The 18,856-nt window shown below is 37.2% G+C and carries 21 protein-coding genes and 1 riboswitch; of the genes, 6 read left to right on the forward strand and 15 right to left on the reverse strand.

Features of this window, described 5'->3' with window-relative positions; translation table 11 throughout:
• Positions 1-11: 11 nt before the first annotated feature.
• The 5 genes from RCG25_RS23505 to RCG25_RS23525 form a co-directional block, all read right to left on the reverse strand.
• A complete protein-coding gene (locus tag RCG25_RS23505) occupies positions 12-1,064 on the reverse strand; it encodes a TRAP transporter substrate-binding protein (RefSeq protein WP_308081238.1) in 1,053 nt (350 codons plus the stop codon).
• Positions 1,061-1,552, reverse strand: coding sequence for a ribose 5-phosphate isomerase B (gene rpiB, locus RCG25_RS23510; protein ID WP_308081239.1), 492 nt, complete (start codon positions 1,550-1,552; stop codon positions 1,061-1,063). Before rpiB ends, RCG25_RS23505 begins: the two co-directional genes overlap by 4 nt.
• Before the next feature lie 90 nt (positions 1,553-1,642).
• A complete protein-coding gene (locus RCG25_RS23515) occupies positions 1,643-2,644 on the reverse strand; it encodes a LacI family DNA-binding transcriptional regulator (protein WP_308081240.1) in 1,002 nt (333 codons plus the stop codon).
• Positions 2,645-2,896: 252 nt separating this feature from the next.
• Positions 2,897-4,006 carry an FtsZ/tubulin family protein gene (locus RCG25_RS23520; protein WP_308081241.1) on the reverse strand — a complete coding sequence of 370 codons (1,110 nt, stop codon included), beginning with the start codon at positions 4,004-4,006 and terminating at the stop codon, positions 2,897-2,899.
• 415 nt (positions 4,007-4,421) lie between these two features.
• Positions 4,422-4,886 (reverse strand): NUDIX hydrolase, encoded by a 465-nt coding sequence (locus RCG25_RS23525; RefSeq protein ID WP_308084262.1) that lies wholly within the window; start codon positions 4,884-4,886, stop codon positions 4,422-4,424.
• 254 nt (positions 4,887-5,140) lie between these two features.
• Between RCG25_RS23525 and RCG25_RS23530 the strand changes: the two genes are divergently transcribed.
• On the forward strand, positions 5,141-5,725 hold the full coding sequence (locus RCG25_RS23530; protein WP_308081242.1) for a M15 family metallopeptidase: 585 nt from the start codon (positions 5,141-5,143) through the stop codon (positions 5,723-5,725).
• Between the two features lie 144 nt (positions 5,726-5,869).
• Here RCG25_RS23530 and RCG25_RS23535 read toward each other — a convergent pair whose 3' ends face one another.
• From RCG25_RS23535 to RCG25_RS23550, 4 genes are all read right to left on the reverse strand, one after another.
• The gene (locus RCG25_RS23535; protein ID WP_308081243.1) at positions 5,870-6,256 is read right to left on the reverse strand and encodes a tellurite resistance TerB family protein; all 387 of its coding nucleotides are present in this window, start codon (positions 6,254-6,256) and stop codon (positions 5,870-5,872) included.
• Positions 6,257-6,384: 128 nt separating this feature from the next.
• Complete coding sequence (locus RCG25_RS23540) at positions 6,385-6,810, reverse strand: ASCH domain-containing protein (RefSeq protein WP_308081244.1); 426 nt, start codon at positions 6,808-6,810, stop codon at positions 6,385-6,387.
• Between the two features lie 422 nt (positions 6,811-7,232).
• A complete protein-coding gene (locus RCG25_RS23545; RefSeq protein WP_308081245.1) occupies positions 7,233-7,526 on the reverse strand; it encodes a putative quinol monooxygenase in 294 nt (97 codons plus the stop codon).
• 43 nt (positions 7,527-7,569) lie between these two features.
• On the reverse strand, positions 7,570-8,220 hold the full coding sequence (locus RCG25_RS23550) for a nitroreductase family protein (protein ID WP_308081246.1): 651 nt from the start codon (positions 8,218-8,220) through the stop codon (positions 7,570-7,572).
• A 257-nt stretch (positions 8,221-8,477) separates the two neighbouring features.
• On the opposite strand from RCG25_RS23550, the gene RCG25_RS23555 reads away from it, so the two are divergent.
• Positions 8,478-9,143, forward strand: a complete 666-nt coding sequence (locus RCG25_RS23555) for a TetR/AcrR family transcriptional regulator (protein WP_308081247.1) — start codon at positions 8,478-8,480, stop codon at positions 9,141-9,143.
• 53 nt (positions 9,144-9,196) lie between these two features.
• Here the strand turns inward: RCG25_RS23555 and RCG25_RS23560 are convergent, their stop codons facing one another.
• Both RCG25_RS23560 and RCG25_RS23565 read right to left on the reverse strand, forming a co-directional pair.
• A complete protein-coding gene (locus RCG25_RS23560) occupies positions 9,197-10,444 on the reverse strand; it encodes an ATP-binding protein (protein ID WP_308081248.1) in 1,248 nt (415 codons plus the stop codon).
• 162 nt (positions 10,445-10,606) lie between these two features.
• Complete coding sequence (locus RCG25_RS23565) at positions 10,607-11,800, reverse strand: nucleoside transporter C-terminal domain-containing protein (protein WP_308081249.1); 1,194 nt, start codon at positions 11,798-11,800, stop codon at positions 10,607-10,609.
• Between the two features lie 160 nt (positions 11,801-11,960).
• Positions 11,961-12,063: riboswitch (purine riboswitch) on the reverse strand.
• Positions 12,064-12,292: 229 nt separating this feature from the next.
• Between RCG25_RS23565 and RCG25_RS23570 the strand changes: the two genes are divergently transcribed.
• Positions 12,293-12,535: an ABC transporter gene (locus RCG25_RS23570; protein ID WP_308081250.1), complete on the forward strand. Its 243-nt coding sequence runs from the start codon at positions 12,293-12,295 to the stop codon at positions 12,533-12,535.
• A gap of 39 nt (positions 12,536-12,574) precedes the next feature.
• On the opposite strand, the gene RCG25_RS23575 is transcribed toward RCG25_RS23570, so the two are convergent.
• Positions 12,575-13,462 (reverse strand): cation diffusion facilitator family transporter, encoded by an 888-nt coding sequence (locus RCG25_RS23575; RefSeq protein ID WP_308081251.1) that lies wholly within the window; start codon positions 13,460-13,462, stop codon positions 12,575-12,577.
• Between the two features lie 200 nt (positions 13,463-13,662).
• The gene (locus RCG25_RS23580) at positions 13,663-14,511 is read right to left on the reverse strand and encodes a DUF2935 domain-containing protein (protein WP_308081252.1); all 849 of its coding nucleotides are present in this window, start codon (positions 14,509-14,511) and stop codon (positions 13,663-13,665) included.
• 173 nt (positions 14,512-14,684) lie between these two features.
• Between RCG25_RS23580 and RCG25_RS23585 the strand changes: the two genes are divergently transcribed.
• Positions 14,685-15,383 carry a polysaccharide deacetylase family protein gene (locus RCG25_RS23585; protein ID WP_308081253.1) on the forward strand — a complete coding sequence of 233 codons (699 nt, stop codon included), beginning with the start codon at positions 14,685-14,687 and terminating at the stop codon, positions 15,381-15,383.
• Positions 15,384-15,513: 130 nt separating this feature from the next.
• On the forward strand, positions 15,514-15,795 hold the full coding sequence (locus RCG25_RS23590; protein WP_308081254.1) for a YggT family protein: 282 nt from the start codon (positions 15,514-15,516) through the stop codon (positions 15,793-15,795).
• A 144-nt stretch (positions 15,796-15,939) separates the two neighbouring features.
• Here the strand turns inward: RCG25_RS23590 and RCG25_RS23595 are convergent, their stop codons facing one another.
• Positions 15,940-16,623 (reverse strand): GGDEF domain-containing protein, encoded by a 684-nt coding sequence (locus RCG25_RS23595; protein WP_308081255.1) that lies wholly within the window; start codon positions 16,621-16,623, stop codon positions 15,940-15,942.
• Between the two features lie 241 nt (positions 16,624-16,864).
• On the opposite strand from RCG25_RS23595, the gene RCG25_RS23600 reads away from it, so the two are divergent.
• Entirely contained in the window at positions 16,865-18,106 is a 1,242-nt protein-coding gene (locus RCG25_RS23600) for an MFS transporter (protein ID WP_308081256.1), read from the forward strand.
• A gap of 25 nt (positions 18,107-18,131) precedes the next feature.
• Here the strand turns inward: RCG25_RS23600 and RCG25_RS23605 are convergent, their stop codons facing one another.
• Positions 18,132-18,770, reverse strand: coding sequence for a hypothetical protein (locus tag RCG25_RS23605; protein WP_308081257.1), 639 nt, complete (start codon positions 18,768-18,770; stop codon positions 18,132-18,134).
• Between the last annotated feature and the right edge of the window lie 86 nt (positions 18,771-18,856).

The raw sequence follows: 18,856 nt of genomic DNA on the forward strand, positions 1-18,856 counted from the left end.
ATGTATATTCTTTATTTTTGAGCAGCAATAATTTTTTCGTAATATCCCTTTCCTGCCTTATCCTCAAAAGTTTTATAGGTATCCGCTGTTGCTTTTTTAAAGGCCTTTAAATTAACTTCTACTACTTCCATTCCTGCATCTTTTAATTTATTTAATTCCTCTTCATTAGCTTTTAATTGGAGCTCTGACATATATTTTCCAGACTCATTCATTGCTTCAGTTACAATTTTCTTCTGCTTATCACTAAGGCCTTTCCACCATTGCAAACTAACAACTGGAAGTTCGTTTTGTGTCATATGCCCAGTCAAATTAACGTACTTTTGTACTTCATAAAATTTATTGGTATAAATTTGATTTATGGAGTTTTCTTGAGCCTCGATTGTCCCTGTCTTTAATGACATATATACTTCAGAAATATTCATCGGAGTTACGTTTGCTCCCATTATCTTAAATGGCTCTGTATGGGCAGTTGCATCAGGCGTTCTGATCTTTAATCCTTTTACATCTTCAGGTGTCTTTACAGGTTTTTTACTAGTTGTTACATGACGATCGCCTACCCACCATACTGCTTCAGGAAATGCAACCAAATTAACGGTTTCTGCTTCAGTGCCAATTTCTTTATAGGCATCTGTCTTAGCGAGTTTAACAAAAGTTTGATATTTTTCACGTTCATTATTACCTTTTATCACATATGGTAATGTTAATACAGAAGCTTTAGGTACAAAATTAGAAAGTACAGCAGACGAAGGAATTGTAATTTGAACAGTTCCTATTTGCGTGCTTTCAATTAGATCTTTTTCACTACCTAACTGTCCGCCAGGTATAACTTCAACTTCCATCTGACCATCCGATTTTTCTTTCACCAATTCTGCAAACTTTACAGCACCCTTATGAATAGCAGATTGATCATTTGTTACGTGAGCAAGTTTAATTTTCATTACTTCATCAGATTTTTCATTTGAAGAGTTTGAATTTGTAGAGGATTCCTGTGTTTCACTGCATGCAACTAAACTCAACATTAATAGAGAACTAGCAACAAATGTTAGCGCTTTCTTAATCTTCATTCTTTTATCCCCCTAAATTTTTTTACTTCTACTAATTGATTGGCATATTCCTTTTCCATTAAGCTAAGCTTTTCTACTCTGCGTCTGAATTCTTCAGCTGTGCTAAACTCAGCAGTTAAAAAAGAATGAACTAGTTCCTTCACTAAGGCTGGACCAATAATTTGAGCACCTATACACATTACATTGACGTCATCATGCTCAACACATTGATGAGCAGAATAAATATCATGACAAACCGAAGCGCGAATGCCAGGAATTTTATTCGCTGCAATTGAAGCGCCTACACCTGTTCCACAAACTAGAATCGCCTTTTCCACTTCGCCACTTCGGACTTTTTCGCATACGACCTTTGTAATATCCGGAAAGTCGACTGGATTTGGATCAAAACTACCACAATTTGTTACTTCGTGCCCTAATTCCTTTAAAACATCAATCACATGTCCTTTTAATGGAAAACCTGCGTGATCCCCGCCAATAGCTATTTTCATTTTTACCCCACCCTTATTTTTTCTATATATATATTTAAACGTTTAACTATAATTTTAAAAAAATATTGTTAAACGTTTAAATAGCAATGTTCAACACCCACATGATTTTCTTATTATCATGTTTGGGTCTAGATACTTAATTTCTCTTATTTCTGGACACGTACCCTGTATAGTATCTATCATCTTTTGGGCAGCATATACACCTAACTCAAAAGCAGGCTGTGTTATACCAGATAATGGTGGATCAACAACATCCGCCCATTCTGGATCGTCAAACCCATACAAAGCAATATCTTGAGGAATCTTTAAGCCCTGTTCTTTAATATATTTATATGATCCTAAAGACATAGAGTTATTAGAAATAAAAATAGCGTCTATTTTCATTTTTGACTCTATTATTTCTTTCGTTAATTCGTAACCGCTTTCAATAGTGAAATCACCTTCTAACACAAGCTCATCATGGTAGGAAATAGCATAATCCTCTAGTGCTCTTTTATAACCGATATATCGATCCCTTCCAGTACTATACTGCATAGGCCCTGTAATAATAGCAATTTTTTTATACCCATGTTTAATTAAATGCTCAGTAGCCATGTAGGCCCCTTTAATATTATTCGTCATGACCATATTAGAAGGAAGATGTTCCGGACAGCGATTTAAAAAAACAAGAGGAACTTTTGCTTTCAATAAATCATCATAATGATTTCCTCCCCCTGAAGAAGAAATGATTAAACCATCTATCCTTTTCCCCATTAATACCTTTAGATATTCTTTTTCTTTCTCCACATCTGAATCTGTACTACATAAAAGAACATTATATCCTTTCTCGGACAATGTACTTTCAATTCCCTTTACTACTTTTGAAATAAAGCTATTTGAAATATCTGAAATCAATATTCCTATTAACCTTGATTGTTTGACCTTGAGACTTTTAGCGATTTCGTTGGGTTTGTAATTAAGCACTTTCATTGATTCGTAAACCTTTTTTTTCAAATCTTCACTTACATGTTTAGTATTATTAATAACATTGGACACTGTTGCTGTTGATACATTAGCAAGTTGGGCAACCTCTTTCAGTGTGGCATCTTTCAATTTCTTCACCATCTCTTTAGTTAATCGTTTAACTGAATTATATTGGGATTTTTATTTAATGTCAATAATTTTCAGAGAATTCTTTTAACTGTTTTATTCAAATCAATTGGATCCTGTTAACTCTAATAAATAGATATTTAAAACATTACAATTTAGTTCAAATGATACTAAAAATATGTTTAGCCATGCATCGTGCACAAAGGGTCAGCCCCCATCACTTTTACCACGATAGGGAGCTGACCCTTTCATTCATTATCTCTTATACTTCGATAACTTGGAAGTTACCGATCCGGTCTGTCTTTGAGGTGTTTTCGCTTTTAAGTTGGATGCCCATGATATTTTTGAATCATATTTCTGGGTATGTTCCTTGTTAACTAGGCTTTGTAAACGCTCTTTATTCTTCTCAAGTGATCCCTCAAGAGCCCTCATCCGGCGGGTAGGAAATGAAAGTCCCGCTAAAATCGAGGTTATTGTGGGGTCTGATTCTGAGATATAGGTTCCTTCGAACAATTCAAGAGGTTCTCCCACCCTTTCAAAAACCAATGGGACGTTAACTAGCTTTGCCATTTTCTCTGGACCTTCATAAATTAAACCTGCTCGAATCACACCTATTGATTCAACAGGACAAAATATCGAGTTTCCCCAAGATTGTTCAATTTTACTAGCTACTTCTGTGGTCGTCTTAGCGTCTGTAAGCGTGGTTGAAGATATAATCGTGACGCCTCTTGTATTCAGTATATTCATAAGATCCGTTTCATCGAAGTTTCCGTAAAAGGAACTCTTTTTCGTTACTTGCAGTACGTTCTTAATGGCCTCCATGACTTGATGATTAGAAGAAAGGTAGATTTCATGTTTACTGGATTGTGGGTTCAACTTGCGCATCTGATCATTGTCTACAAGGAACACAGATGAAAGCGAGTCAATCTTAGAAATTTCTTCAATACATTCAACCGCATTGATTCGATTACCAGCCAATACATTACGATCAGGCACAATCGCAATAGCACCTATGTTGACACCTGGGAGTTGGTCTAATAACAGATCTATTAATATCGGGCTCATACCTGATCCAGTACCACCGTCCGTAGAAAAGGCCACCAACAAAAGCCTTATGTTCTTAAAGGACCGCTGTACAAAGTCAATGATCTCTTTATAGTTTTCATTAACCGCTTTTAATCCTATTGATCGATCCTGCCCAGCACCATTATACCCTGGGATGAAATACTTCTTTTCCACCCTCGTATTTACTAAGCCATCTCGCTGGTTCGTATTGATAAGCGCTGTTTCAAAGCCCATACTTGATGCTATTTCAGCTATATTCCCGCCTGCTTGGCCTACGCCCAAGATTCCAATTGATTTCACTAAATCCCCTCCTCTTCTTTTTAAAATAATACTCATATTTTATTAAATTAGACTTTTTCATATGAAATTACATGAAAATAGTTAGATAAGAAAATCGGGCAAAAACCTTTTTTGTTTAGCGAATATCCGATATTTTGTTGAGCTGTTGCTAAGAAAAGTCTATTTATTCGAGAAGGATTGTTTGTAATTGATAAGTCCTACCAGCCTCAAGGTCTCCATTCATTTAATTAAACGTTTGATTAGTTTTTTCAGCCCATACGCACCATAACTTCCTGCAATTTAATCAAACGACGTACCATGGACTCCGACGATTTAATCAAACGTTTGATTAGTTTTCTCAGCCCTTGCGTACCATGGCCTCCAGCGATTTAATCAAACGTTTGATTAGGTTTTTCAGCCATGAAAAAAGACCTTCCTATTCGAAAGGTCCATTAGAGGATCGTAGAAAATTTTCAATCATCATCCTAACTAAAGGAGTTGTACTGTCCGGTAATTGGTGTAAAGGGAAAAATCCAGCATCAATCGACTCTTCCCCATCAATTTTAATAGTACTACTTTTAATATCTTTTGATATATAAGCAATCGTCACTGGGTAGAATTCATCGCCATTAGCAAGCCTTCGGAAATACTGCTCACCCGAAAAAACTTCCACTAACTTAAGTTGCCCAATTTCAACGCCTGTTTCTTCAAAAACTTCCCTTCGTCCAGCATCCTCAACAGACTCCCCTAATTCTAACAAACCACCTGGAAGACCCCAGACGCCTTCAGGTCTTTTTTGCAAAAGAATTTTTCCATCCTCATCAACTACACCCACAACAGCGCCAACTAAAATGAGCGGCCGGGTTCCAATTATTTCTCGTAACTCCTCAATATAGCCCATCATCAACCTCCATATATTTCTCCTTTATAAGTAATCTCTACATTCATTCAGGAAATGGACATCATTCCCCTCTGTTAATCGTTGAGAATTAGTATACTAAATCATCTATCACTAAGTAAAAATACAGTTCCCCACCAACGCTTTAATGCATCGGGGGACCGATCCCAAAAGTTGGTAAATAAAAACATGAAACAATGGTGCTGTGCTTTACGTCTTAGATATGAAGACATTTTATATACGAGAGGAATACAGTTTTGAAATTAAAACGAATAGGAAGTTTATTGTTTATCATTTCTTTTGCTCTTATTATCATCCTTCTCTTTATGGAAGAGAATCCTATATCCGATTTGAATACAAACCAGTCTGTTTCTTTTCCAACTGAACTCCATCCAATTGTAAAGGAACGCAGCGATCAATTAATTCAAAAATCGGCACGTAAAAGAATTAGGGTCGTGATTACGGATGGTTTTCGAAGTGCGGAAGATCAGGATCGGCTATATGAGCAAGGCCGATCGACCGAAGGAACTATTGTAACGTATGCAAAAGGAGGAGAGTCTTATCACAATTTTGGTCTTGCCATTGATTTTGCGCTAAAGGATCCTTCAGGGAATGTCATTTGGGATATGAACTATGATGGAAATAAGAATGGGAAAGCCGATTGGACTGAGGTTGTAGTAATGGCAAAAGCTTTAGGGTTTGATTGGGGCGGTGATTGGGCTCAATTTAAAGATTATCCTCATTTACAGATGGATTTCGGTTTGACAGTTGCCGACTTACAGAATGGGGAGAGACCTGCTGACTCATCCATGACCGTAGATACAAATCAGGGCAAACCATGATTCACCCTAATACACTGCATCCCTAACGAAAGGGCAGCGTATAGGTTTCGTATAAGCTTCAATTCAGGAAAAATAGAATAAAACGCTCAGAGAGAAATTTTGCTCTGAGCGTTTCATTTATATGGATATAAGCTAGAGTGTTAATTACACTGAATGAGGATCTTTACCAGATAGCTCATTAATTTTACCAATCCAATCCTTAAAGCTTCCAAATTCATGTGGATCGAAGCCGAAGTACTCCTTAATGATGCGGACAGATTCACTTTCATGTTCATGAAATACTCCATCTGAATAAATCAATTTCAAGAGTTCTGTTAAGACGATGTTTTTAGATCGTTCGGATTGAAATATCGCTAAAACGTCCTCAATTTCCTGACCTTTTATTTTATAATCCTCAAGCCCAACTTCCTTCTTAAACTTTTTTAGAACTGTATGTTCATATATAGATAATTTGCCATCAATGGTTGATATCAGCGTAGCAAGTTCAAGAAACGCCTCTTTCTCCTCAGGCTTCAGTTCTGCTAAGAACAAAATTCCACAACTCCCTTTAATCTTTGTACTATTTATACGAATGAAAACAAAATAAGTTCCAACTTGGCCCAAAAAAGGTGCCTGTCCCCCGGCCTATTAATGTGTTAAAGCGGCGGGGGACAGGCAGCCTAAATTGGATGCTCCCATAATCCTAGTTTTCCCTTTGCTGGGATCCACTCTTCTAGTAGTTTCATCTCTTTCACTTCCCAGGCATATCCACCTACTCGAAAGTCCCCGAGAAAAAAGTCATTTCCTTCTACGATTCGTCCATCCTCCAGGACGGCCCATGTTTGGTTATTCTCCGTTACTTTTATGCAATTGACGAGTTCACATATAGCAATAATTTTTCCGGTTGGAAGATTTTCAGTTGTGTATCCATGTTTACCAAGCAACTTCTGAATGGCAATATGTTTGCACACAGCCTTATCTATTTTTAAACTAGTGTGAATGGCCATTGGGCCACGATAATTTGTCTTCCATGACCTGGTTTCGTATTGGTTCTCTCTAAGTACAAAAAGACTTGCCCATGGTTGGATCATCGATAGAACCTTCATTTTATTTGCCCCTAACAGTTAAAGTTCTTTTCTATAGCGTATCCCTTTCAAAAGTTACTATGACTGGTTAATTTCAACTGAACGGTATCTATAGATATTTATACTTAAAGCTGTGCTTATTTCAGACAGCTTTATAAATTAATTAACAGCTATTGCGTAAACAAGTTCTCTAACAAGCTTTCAAATGAATATAAATGGGTATATAGAGATAGAAAACACTAGAAAGGAGATATGCCGATGGATATGGATGTTTGTATTTCATGTGGAAAGGAATTGTCTAAATTTGAGAGGAACAGATGTGAATGTTGGGAATGCATGGACACGACTACTGAAGCCTATACAGAAGATGATTAGATATGACAAAAGGTGCCTGACCCCCAGCGTGGTAATGCGTTAACGCGGCGGGGGTCAGGCACCTTTTTTTATTTTAGTGGTTGCCCTTCGAATGCTTTTACATCTAGTGGTGCAGTGAGGTATTTTTTTACCGTTGCCACAAATGTGGTGAACGGCTCACTTGCGTTATGACTTGCTACGGCCTCTTTATCCTGCCACACTTCCACCATGGTAAAGATGTTTTCACTTTCTACATCCTTTTGAAGACGGTAGGAGATGTTTCCCGCTTCTGCTCTTGATGCAGCAATTAACAGTTGAATTTCTTCTAAAAATTGATCCTGCATAGACGGATTAATATGAAATGTAGCATGAATAATAATCATCGTTAGGTCATCCTCTCATTTATTAATGGTCTAGTCTCTTTCCTTACTTCCATTGTGCGACTTGATCGACTGGGAGACGTACGGATGGATACCCAGTATCTGCTGCTTTTCCGATGGAAATAAGCATAACTGGAACATAACGATCTTTATCTAAACCGAATGCTTCTGCAATTTGGTCTTTTTCATAACCGCCAATAGGGTTTGTATCATATCCAAACGCACGAGCTGCTAGCATTAACTGCATGGAGACAAGGCCACCATCAACTAACACGACGTCCTTCATATCTTCACGTGAAATGTTTTCATAATACCCGGCGAAAGATGTTAGGATTTGCTCTTTTACATCTTGTGGCATGAATCCCTTTTCTACCGCTGCTCCGTAGATAGCTTCCGCCTTTTCAAAATTGTTCAAATCACCAAATACAGCAATGATAGCTGATGAACTCTCAACCTGTGTTTGATTGAATTTAGCAAGTGGTGCCAGTGTAGCTTTTGCCTCAGGACTTTCAATTACAAGGAAGCGCCATGGCTGCATATTTACAGAAGATGGAGCCAGTGTAGCTAACGTTATGATTTCAGTCATTTCCTCATGGCTAATTTTTACTGATTTATCATAATTTTTAATAGACCGGCGACCTTTAAGAATTTGGTTAAAGTCATTTATGAGTTGTCTTGATGCTGTAGCTGTAGTCATAGGTGTATTCTCCTCTTCTGTTCATGTGAATGTAATATAATCTATTCTTATCTTGCCCAAGCTCTCTAACTTCCATGGGTTTAAAGTATTTTACTGATTTTATTTTAGACAAAATAATCACTTAACGTCTAAAGTGTTAACAATGGAATACTTTACTCCTCTTTTTCATTTTTGTAAACTAAAAAAACTCGGCTTCGATGTAAAGAATTTCCCAATTGGTTTATGTTATAATTCTTGATGGAAAGAGAGTGTGGACTATGAGAAAAATATCAACTGAAGATCGATTACTAATGAGACAATCCCATATTAAGAAGATACTAAAAGTGATTCGTACTCAGGGATTTTTATCTTTATCTATCCAAGAAATTGCTCAGTTGATGAACATGAGTCGAGCCTCTCTGTATAACTATTTCTCTTCAAAAGAAGACATCCTTATGGAGTTAAATGATTTTTGCATTTCCTATATTTATGAAGCAGGTCAAATGATTTCAAATACAGAGCTTTCCTATTCCCAACGTCTTCAAAAGGTCTTCGAACATGCCGTTTTGTCAGCTGCCTTTTCATCTGAGATTTTTTTGAAAGACCTTCAGATTAGTTGCATGTCACTTTATGAAAAAAAGAAGCAGGCGCGAAAAGAACAAATGGCCACCATTCATACGTTTTATCAAAATGGAATGGAGGCAGGATTCTTTAATGAATTAAATCCTACCCTTCTTATGATGCAAGACGAAACCGTCTTAAATAAGCTAATCAATACCTCGTTTTTAATGGATGAGGAACTGACCTTAGAACGTGCTCTATATGATTACTTCTTGGCGAAATGCTTCCAAGTGCTACGACCCGAATTATTAATAAACATAAATCACAAAGAAATACACTGCATGGTGAAAGACATCCTCCACAAACTGTCGCCAATATTATAAAAACGTGCCTGTCCCCCAACGCTTTAAAGCGATGGGGGACAGGCACCTTTTTTTTATTTATGTAATGGAAAGACGATTGTAACGGTAGTTCCTTTGTTGAGTTCACTTTTATACTCGATGGAGCCGTTCATTTCGCGAATGAGTTTGTTGGTTACCATACTGCCAAGGCCTGTTCCTTTTGTTTTGGTTGTATAAAAAGGTAGCCCGATTTGTTTTAACTGCTCTGGTGTCATCCCTCTTCCGTTGTCTTCAATTCTAACTTCCACTTGATTCTTCATGTAATCTGCTTGAAGCACAATCTTAATCTTTCCTTGGTTAACGATGGACTCAATTGCATTTTTGATGACATTCATAAGCGCTTGCTTTAAATGCGGTTCATCTCCATTGATATAGAATCGCTGTGTATTTTCATAGTCGATGATGACATTTGAATACGAAGCAAGGGGTCTCAATAGTTGGACACAATCACTTAAGACATCTTGTAAGGAGACAACAGTTAATTGAAAGGGTTCAGGCTTCGCCACTTTCAAATAGTTAGTAATTATACTGTTCGTCCGGTCAAGTTCTTCAAGAATTAAGGGGGAGTATTTCTTCAATTGCTCATCCTTTGTATCTGTACTTAAAAATTGTATAAAACCTCGAACGGTTGTCAGTGGATTTCGAATTTCGTGTGCAATCGAAGCCGTAAGCTGGCCAACCATAGTCAGCTTATCCATATACACCATTTCTTCAAACTGCTTATTAATTTTTATCAGACTTTCAATCACAAAGATTAGGGCTATGGTGGTTAAATAAAAGGCAGTAAAGTAAGTTAAATAAAAGTGTAATTCTAAAAAATGAACACTAAAATACAGAATGGTAATATAAACAACAAGATAGCAAACAATGACAATTGATCCCGCCGCAAGTCTAGCCTTTGCTTTTAAAAACATCCACCTAAATACTAACGCACAGAAAAAAGCGACAACACATACTAGGATACCCGTGAAAAAAAACTTTCCACCAATGAAATAACGGATCAAACAGGTGCTAACTAAAATAAGGCTACCAGGTAGCCAGCCAGCATATAAAGTAAGGATGATGATGGCAACCATCCTGAGATCAAAATGCGTCTCACCTAAGGTACGAATGGGATAAAACATACAGAAAAGTGCTCCTAAGGCACCCACCAACCCATAAATGACTTTTTGTTTTAGTGATAGAGGAGCTTTCGATTGAAACGGAAAAAACAAATTCATATTAAAAGTAAAAGATAATAATATCGTAATGTTAACAATCAGTGGTTTGATGAGAGTAATCAAGAAAAATCCTCCACATAAAAATAAGGTGTAATCATATTTATCCTTGCCTTAGACACAAACAAACTTGCATCATTATAGCGTCTATCCTTGAATCATAACATAAAAAAAGGGGACAGTCCCCCACTGCGTTAACGCAGTAGGGGACTGTCCCCAAAATCCTTATTACCAAACGAATAATCCAACAATCATTGCACTTAGTAAGGATACGCCTACACCGCTTACTAGTAGCTTCCACACATTCTTCCCAATGATATTTGATTTATCTTCACCCAGAATGGAGTTAAACGTACCATAGATCATACCGACTGTGCTAAAGTTTGCAAATGATGTTAGGAACGTGACCGCCACCGCCACCGTATGCGGAGCCAATCCACTTAGCTTACCCTTTAAGTCCATCATTGCAACAAACTCATTAGTAGCAAGCTTGATTCCCATTAACTGTGCCACATACATCGCATCATCTCCCCCTAAACCAAGCAAGAAGGCAAATGGACTAAAGATAACCGAGAATATTTTTTGAATGGTTAAGCCCTTCACAATAAATCCTAATATTCCATTTACACCAGCGGTTAAGGCCACGTAACCAATGACCATCGCCATAATAACAATAACCATTTTGATTCCGACAAGCATACTGTTAGAGATGGTTGAAAAGAAATCTTTCCGCTCTTCCTTAGAAGGAACATACACGATGTCTTCCTCTTTACTCACTTCAACAGGATTCAGCATGTTTGCTATCAAAAGCGCATTGAAGCAATTCAACGGAATGGCCACGAATACATAGGTGGCTGGAACCATCGTTAAGTACGCCCCGATAATCGATCCGCTGATGCTGCTCATACTCATGATTCCAAATGTTAATAGGCGATGTTCTTTTAAAACAGTCATTTGTTGACGGATGACAGCCAGTGCCTCCGTATTTCCAAGAAACATCATTTGGATGGAGAAGAAACTCTCAAGCTTTGGCAAGCCGGATATTTTTGATATGACCCAGCCCACCTTATCAATAATCCAGGTTAAGATTCCGAAATAAGTTAAAATATCAAAGAACGTAATAATGAAAATAATCGGCATTAGCGCACTAAAAAAGAAATCTACATGTTCATTCGCCATGACAGATGGGAAAACAAAAGAAATCCCTTCGTTTGCACAAGAAATTAACCAGGTAAAGAAAGAAGCTATTTTATTAATAATCCATGACCCAATTTTCGTAGATAACATAAACCACGTAATCGCCAATTCAGCAACCAACAAGGTCAAAATGGACTTCCATTTTACGTTTCTTTTATTAGGTGAGCATAAATAAACGAGGCCCATAACAACTAGTACTCCAACTACATTCAACAAAAAATACACGCTACTCACTCCTTTTGTTTATCATTTCCCAAAACGTTTATTTCCAATAGAAAAAGTCCTTCCCTTTTCATACCTTCCGCCACCAGACAGAAAGCATGAAAAAGTAAGGACTGTTTTTTTTACAGAACCCATTCATCTAAGCCAACCTGACATAAGACTACGTTTCTTCATACTTCCTTGTAGTCCGGCATTTTGCGGCTGCCAGGTAGAAACTATCAGACCAACGACACTGATATTATACAAGGATAACAATGTTATAAATATTTAAGGAATAGATATCATTCTAATTCAGGTTGTGTTTTGCTTCAATAGGTTTCATTAATGTTGTAATTATTATACTTATAACAATCTTAAGGCAACTTTAGATATTCCTGAGATGATAATAAAGAATCCCTAAAAGTATACAAGCCTCATTTTATTGTTCTTATAAACAAGCACTTAATGTCACGCATACGATAATGTTGAACAACCATTGACAGGAGGTGAGTCACTATGGGACAGGATCATGGTAAATGTCATTCTCACTGTAGTATTTTTGGTGTTTTTCTTGGATTTTTAACTGGTGCGATATGGTTGCTACTTGCAGTTTTAGGGGTCATTTCTGATTTCTTCGAATTACTTAAACTAGGATATTTTGGTCATATTTTAAATATCCTTATTGCGTTAATCGGCTTCCTTGCTTTTCTTCTCTTTGGGTTATGCATATTCAAGAAAGCTGCGCGCTATTGTAAGTAAAATAGAATTGGGCGAACAGTATCTTTCACTGCTCGCCCTTTATCCCCGAACCTTTTCATAATCTGGCTCTACATGGACATGAACATCATAGACACCATGGTCTCTCATCAAAACTTTTTCTACACGGGTGGCAATGTCATGTGCGGCTCGAATATCTAATGTTGACTGAACGAGGATGACCACATCTATGACTTCATTATTGCCGTAGTTTCTCCCTTTCAATTCTTTAATGCCTTTCACGCCGTCTAGTTTTGTAATGACCTCCTGGTAGAGTTGAATCTTCTGTTCATCGAATCCATCTGAAAGTTCATGAGAAGCTTGCAAAAAAATGCCCCAAGCTGTTTTACAAATCAAAACGCCGACAATAATTGCCGTTAATGTATCAAGCCAAGGCATATGTAATTGTGACCCTATGATCCCCACAGCCGTTCCTATACTTACCCATGCATCGGAAAGATTATCTTTGGCAGCGGCCATCACGGCTTTGCTATTAATTCTTATTGCTAATTTTTTATTATAAAAATAAACACCAGCCATGACGATCGCGGAAGCTACCCCTACATAAGCAGCAATCATATCAGGAGACTCATTCCTCCCCAGGAACATTGAGGGAATGGCATCCGTCAGCACCTGGATACCAACCGCAATCATAATAAATGAAGCCACCATGGAGGCAATGGTTTCACTCTTCCAGTGGCCATATCCATGATCGTTATCAGGCGGTCGTTGCGATATTTTTAACCCGATAAGGACAGCAATCGATGCAATAATGTCTGTTGTATTGTTAAGTCCATCAGCTCTTAAGGCAGCTGAATCACTCATATATCCGATAACTAGTTTTACGGCTGATAAAATAAGATAGGCAACAATACTAACCATTGCGCCTCGTTCCCCTAATTTAAGGTCTTTATATTTCTGGTCATCCATTTTCCTGACCTCCCCACAAATTCCTTCCATATCATATCAACCATGTTATGGGTGGGTCTAGAGCAACCTTTTTGCGCGGACTTATATAAGTAGGCTTTAGATAAGAATGTTTCACGAGGGAAAAATATTTTTAGAGAGATTCATAAAAAAAAGACCACATTGTGTAATGGTCCATTTACTCTATATTCTAAAATTGTCTACTATCTAGGTTGTGGATTACCACTCGTAAGATGCGCATCAAACATATCAATAATTTCAAGGAATCTATCAGCTTCACGGAAGACATGATCAGCTAAAAGCGGATGAATGATACTCTTAATTTTACATTGCTCAATTAGATCACGAGCCGTTTTCTTGAAATCACGAAGAGAAGAGACTGACACACGATTTTGATCCAGGAATTGATCTAAAAGAGGTACGGTTTGAGATTGTGGCTTCATAGATTCCAAGTCCCTTGCTTGATACAACAATTGATCAAAGTCATTGCTGAAATTTCTGGCTACATCAATTAGTTTCCGTTCTGATGGATCCAACAGATGACCAATAAATTTAGCGTGGTCTGCCATAATCCTTAAGAAGAAAACATTTTCTTTAATAATAGCATCCGGAAGAGCGTTTAATTTACCTTCATTTAATTCAAATAATCGTTTTCTAAAATAGTTAGCCTCCCTACTTGTATGGTCAACTAGCAGTGGAAAATTATTTGCCCCTGGCAATTTACATGTGAGAATCAGTTCTAGTACTTTTCGTTTAAAAACAAAAATATTGGTTGCAGCTTGTTGTACTTCTGAATTAAATCTTCTTATTTGTTCTGGATCAGTTTGATTAGTAAAGGCATGTGCAGTTTGTTCAATGTGTTCAAACAACCGGTAAAATTGATTAGCCTCTTGAATTAATTGAGTATCCTCTGCTCTAAAACCTAAACGAAGAAATAAAGAATGCTCTTTCATAATTCTAGACCAAAATCGTATTTCATTTAACGATCGCTCAACAAACAATACAGATGTTACACCCGTGTCAGCATGTAATACGTTCTCATCCCCAATCAATACGTATCCCCCCAGAAAAAACTGCATTCGTCCTATTCTTATTAATAAATCCATATAAATATACCGATAACAAAAGTTCATTGTAGAACTGTTTAGATGGAATTAAACAGCATTCTATTTGCTATAATTAGAATGACAGAGGGCTTATATTATGAATTGAAAGGCATTTTATTATGAAAAAAAGATTACTATTTGTAGCGACTGGAATTTTGATTATTTTCCTTGTATTATTTGGTACATATAAGTTAATGAATTCGAGAAGTTTCCAGGTGTTTGGCGGACTTACGGATAAAGTGGAGACCAATCAGAAGGTAGTTGCTTTAACCTTTGACGACGGACCATCGAAAAATGCGAATTCGATTCTTCCATTATTGGAACAATACAAGGCAAAGGCTACTTTTTTCCTCATTGGTCAAGATATGGAACAGTATCCAGAGGAAGCGGCGAAAATAGCTGCAGCGGGGCACCAGCTAGGAAATCACACATTTTCGCATAATCGAATGGTGTTCAAAACACCGTCCTATATTAAGAAAGAGATAGAAACAACAGATTCACTAATCCGTGAAGCAGGATATAAGGATGAAATTGATGTTCGCCCGCCGAATGGTAAAAAGCTGATTGGATTCCCTTATTACCTTAGCAAGCATCATAGAGACACCATCATGTGGAATCTTGAACCAGATAGCTATTTCTCCTCAGCAACTGATAAAATAAATTATGTAAAAAAAAATATAACCCCGGGCTCGATTATTCTGATGCATCCGATGTATGATCAAACTGGTGAAGAACTCATAGCAATTGAGGGAATATTAAAAGCACTTACAGATCAAGGGTATACCTTTGTAACTGTAAATGAGCTACAAGAAAAATAGATATTTTATTTAGGGTATTTCACATAAAAACTTTGATTATCTTGAAACCTTAAAGTGGCTTCATACGTATGTTCATATAGGCACTAATGTTTATCTGATAATAAAAATAATAATAGATGGGTGATTTATAGTGGGTTCTACGATTTTACTTATAGGAAGTTATGCTTTTGAAGCATATTATTGGCTTATTCTCATATCAATCTTTGGTTCCTGGTTTCCTCAATTTCAAACTTCAAAAATTGGTGGGTGGGTTTACAAGCTAGTTGAACCATATTTAGGTCTCTTCAGACGGTTTATCCCGCCTCTAGGACCGATTGACTTTTCACCGATCATTGCCTTATTTGTTTATCGCTATATTGGGGGCTTTGCGATGGAAGGACTACGCCTATCCTTGGATACGATTGGTATATAAGACCTTTAGCGAACAGTGCCGTACTGTTCGCTATTTTTTTCGGACTTGTTTCCTATGCGACCATCCCCCTCTTTCTCGTAACCACTTTGTCCCAGATAATAAAATAAAATAGACCTTCAGTTATTGAAGGTCTATCACGCTACTTTAGCCTTGTACTTGTGTCTTTACTCCGCTTTTGCGTTTATACATATTTCGATCCGCAATAATCAATAGTTCCTTCATTTCACAAGCATCACTTGGATAAACGGCTGTTCCGATGGAAACAGAAATATCCATTCCCATTTCTTTAGATAATTGAAACAAACCCGCTTCAATCTTTTTCGAAATGCCTCTCGTTCTTTTCGAGTCTGAATACGGCGATACAATAAGGAACTCATCTCCGCCCCATCTAGCGACAATATCTTGCTCAGTGGTGCTGTTTAAAAGAACTTTGGTAATCCTCGTGAGAATCAAATCCCCGATTTTATGCCCATGCTGATCGTTTATTTGTTTAAAGTTATTGCAGTCAATTACTGAAATCGTTAAGTTACCTATTTTTTTATCCATTTTTGCTAAAAGCTTTGGGGCACTTTGTGAGATAAAACGCCGGTTATATAGACCTGTCAAAGCATCTTTTTGCGAAAGAAATTTCGCTTTATCATATTGAAATCCTAACCACCAAAAAAACGGAGAAAGCAAGGGAATAAAGACTAAGTCCCATTTATATTGACCATTCTCTATCATAAACACATAGGAACCTTCATAGTCTATTAAAAAATAAAAAGAATGCCAGCCTAAAACTAGAGTGATATAAATGATAACAATACTAATTCTCCCCGAATATCTCATCTAGCACCCCCTTTTTCATATGCTAATTTTACTATAAAACAGGAAATTTGTTACACATTTTGTTAAATTCAAGAAAAAATAATTCTACCTAAACCGACAAAAGTGGACAGGTAACCATGCCTATTAAAATTCACACATAAGAAAATCTTATACCAAAACATAAAAAAATGTAAATTTTATTAAACGACCCTTCAGGTTATGATTAAGACGAAATAGGAATTAAAAAAAAGAAGGTTATCACATGAGAGACAGTAAGTACTGGAATATAATGATTTCTTCCACTTTATCTTCACTTGGCAGCTCTATGTATTTTATCGCCGTTGCCTGGATTTTATATAAGATGACCTCCAATGCAACCTATACAGGGTTGATGGTCGGCATGGGGTTCCTGCCTGGAGTAGTGCTCAATTTAGTCTTCGGAGTAATAGTAGACAAACAAAATCGTAAGAAACTGACGGTCATATCACTTGGTATTGTCACCATTGCCATGATCATGCTTCTATTAGCCATGACTGGAAATATCCTCAGACCATGGATGATTATCCTTGTACACATGATTGTTCAGACCTTTTCATCACTGTTTAGAACAGCTCAACAAGCCTTCATCACAGAACTTTATAAGAAAGAAGACATTCCTCGTATCTTCAGTGAAACGGGTTCGGCTGTTTCTGTCGGTGGTTTAATTGGTACCTCATTATGCGGCGCTATGTTAACTATTTTTCCAGCCAGTATTGTGATGTTATTTGTTTGCCTTACCTTTGCTGTTGGCACCGTGTGTATGATGCTAATTAAATATGTTCCTAGAGAAAATCATTCAAACAATAGTTTAAAGTCAGGTTGGACCGACCTAAAGGACAGTTTTGTCTATGTTCATAAAAATCGCCTAATGTATTCCTTATTATTAATTATGTTTGTTGGTCAGCTTGTTGTTCATACTTGTGCAGGTATGTTATCCGTGTACACAAGCTCTCACTTACATGGCACAAGTACTCTTTATGGAATTTTAGAATGTGCAACTTCCATTGGAGCCATTATTGCCGGTGTAACAGCAACCTCCATATTATATAAAAGCAAAAACTATGTTACTGGTCTGTCTTTCGGGATCACTTCCGTTGGTTTGTTATTGATGATGTTTACTCGAAATAATATCGCTGCTTTTATCGCAATCCTCTTGATTGGATTGGGTACCACTTGGGTCCGAGTATTGATGCAATCCGTTCAACAGGTGTATACAGAACCCGGCTATTACGGGCGGATGGCAGCCATGAGACAAACCATTAATCAAGGGGCCGTAACCATCGGGGCTCCGCTTCTAGGATGGATTGCTGAACATCATGGGGTTAACAATGCTTACGGTTCCCTATTAATTCCTGTATTGGCCTTAATGGGATTCTCCCTGTTTTTTGCCACCCAAAAAACGTTTAAGAGTGTCATTGGGTCGATGATTCCGCAAAATCAAGGGGACAGCCCCCCGCTGCGTTAAAGCAGTGAGGGACTGTCCCCAATGATTAAGGAATGATAATCTCCAGCTTTCCTTCTTTACTGGTCACTTCGACCACCTTGTCCACAAACAAATATGGCGTATCGAACCTATCTTGCTTTTTGATATCCGCATAACTATTATTAGCAGTTAGCACTGGGAAAACTGCATTGGTCTTTTTGAATAGATTTTGAGCAACCTCGATCTCGGCCATCAAAATAATTTCTTTATTGGAGATTGCAAAGAAAAGCTTTCCTATCTCACTATCATTTTCATCCGTAATGGAAATCTGCTGTAAAATTGAAATTAGGCAGGTAACAAAATGATTGATTTTCTCATTAGCTACCCCCTCCAGATGACAATCTGCCAGAACTTTATTCAACCCCGCTCTAATTTCCTTGAAGGAAAACACATCTTCGATTCTAAGCGCAGCTTTCGTCCGACCAAGACTTTCAAACTTTTTCCTTGTCTCATAAAGGTACTCCTTCATAACCCCATTATACTTGCCACGGTTTAAGACAAATTCAGTGACCTCATTAATCCAGCGTATTTCCTTACCTTGATTTTTGATTAAAAGTAAAAATCCATAGATATCCTTCTCATCAAAGGTACCTTCTGTCAATTTTCTATAGTAGTAATTCAGTAATGATTGCTCTTTTATATCCATTTCGATTTCTCCTAGATGTCATGATACTACCTATTGTACAACAGTTTGAATAACAAACAACGAATTTCATACGATAAAAGATTTGT

Source organism: Neobacillus sp. PS2-9 (assembly GCF_030915525.1).
GTDB lineage: Bacteria > Bacillota > Bacilli > Bacillales > Cytobacillaceae > Neobacillus.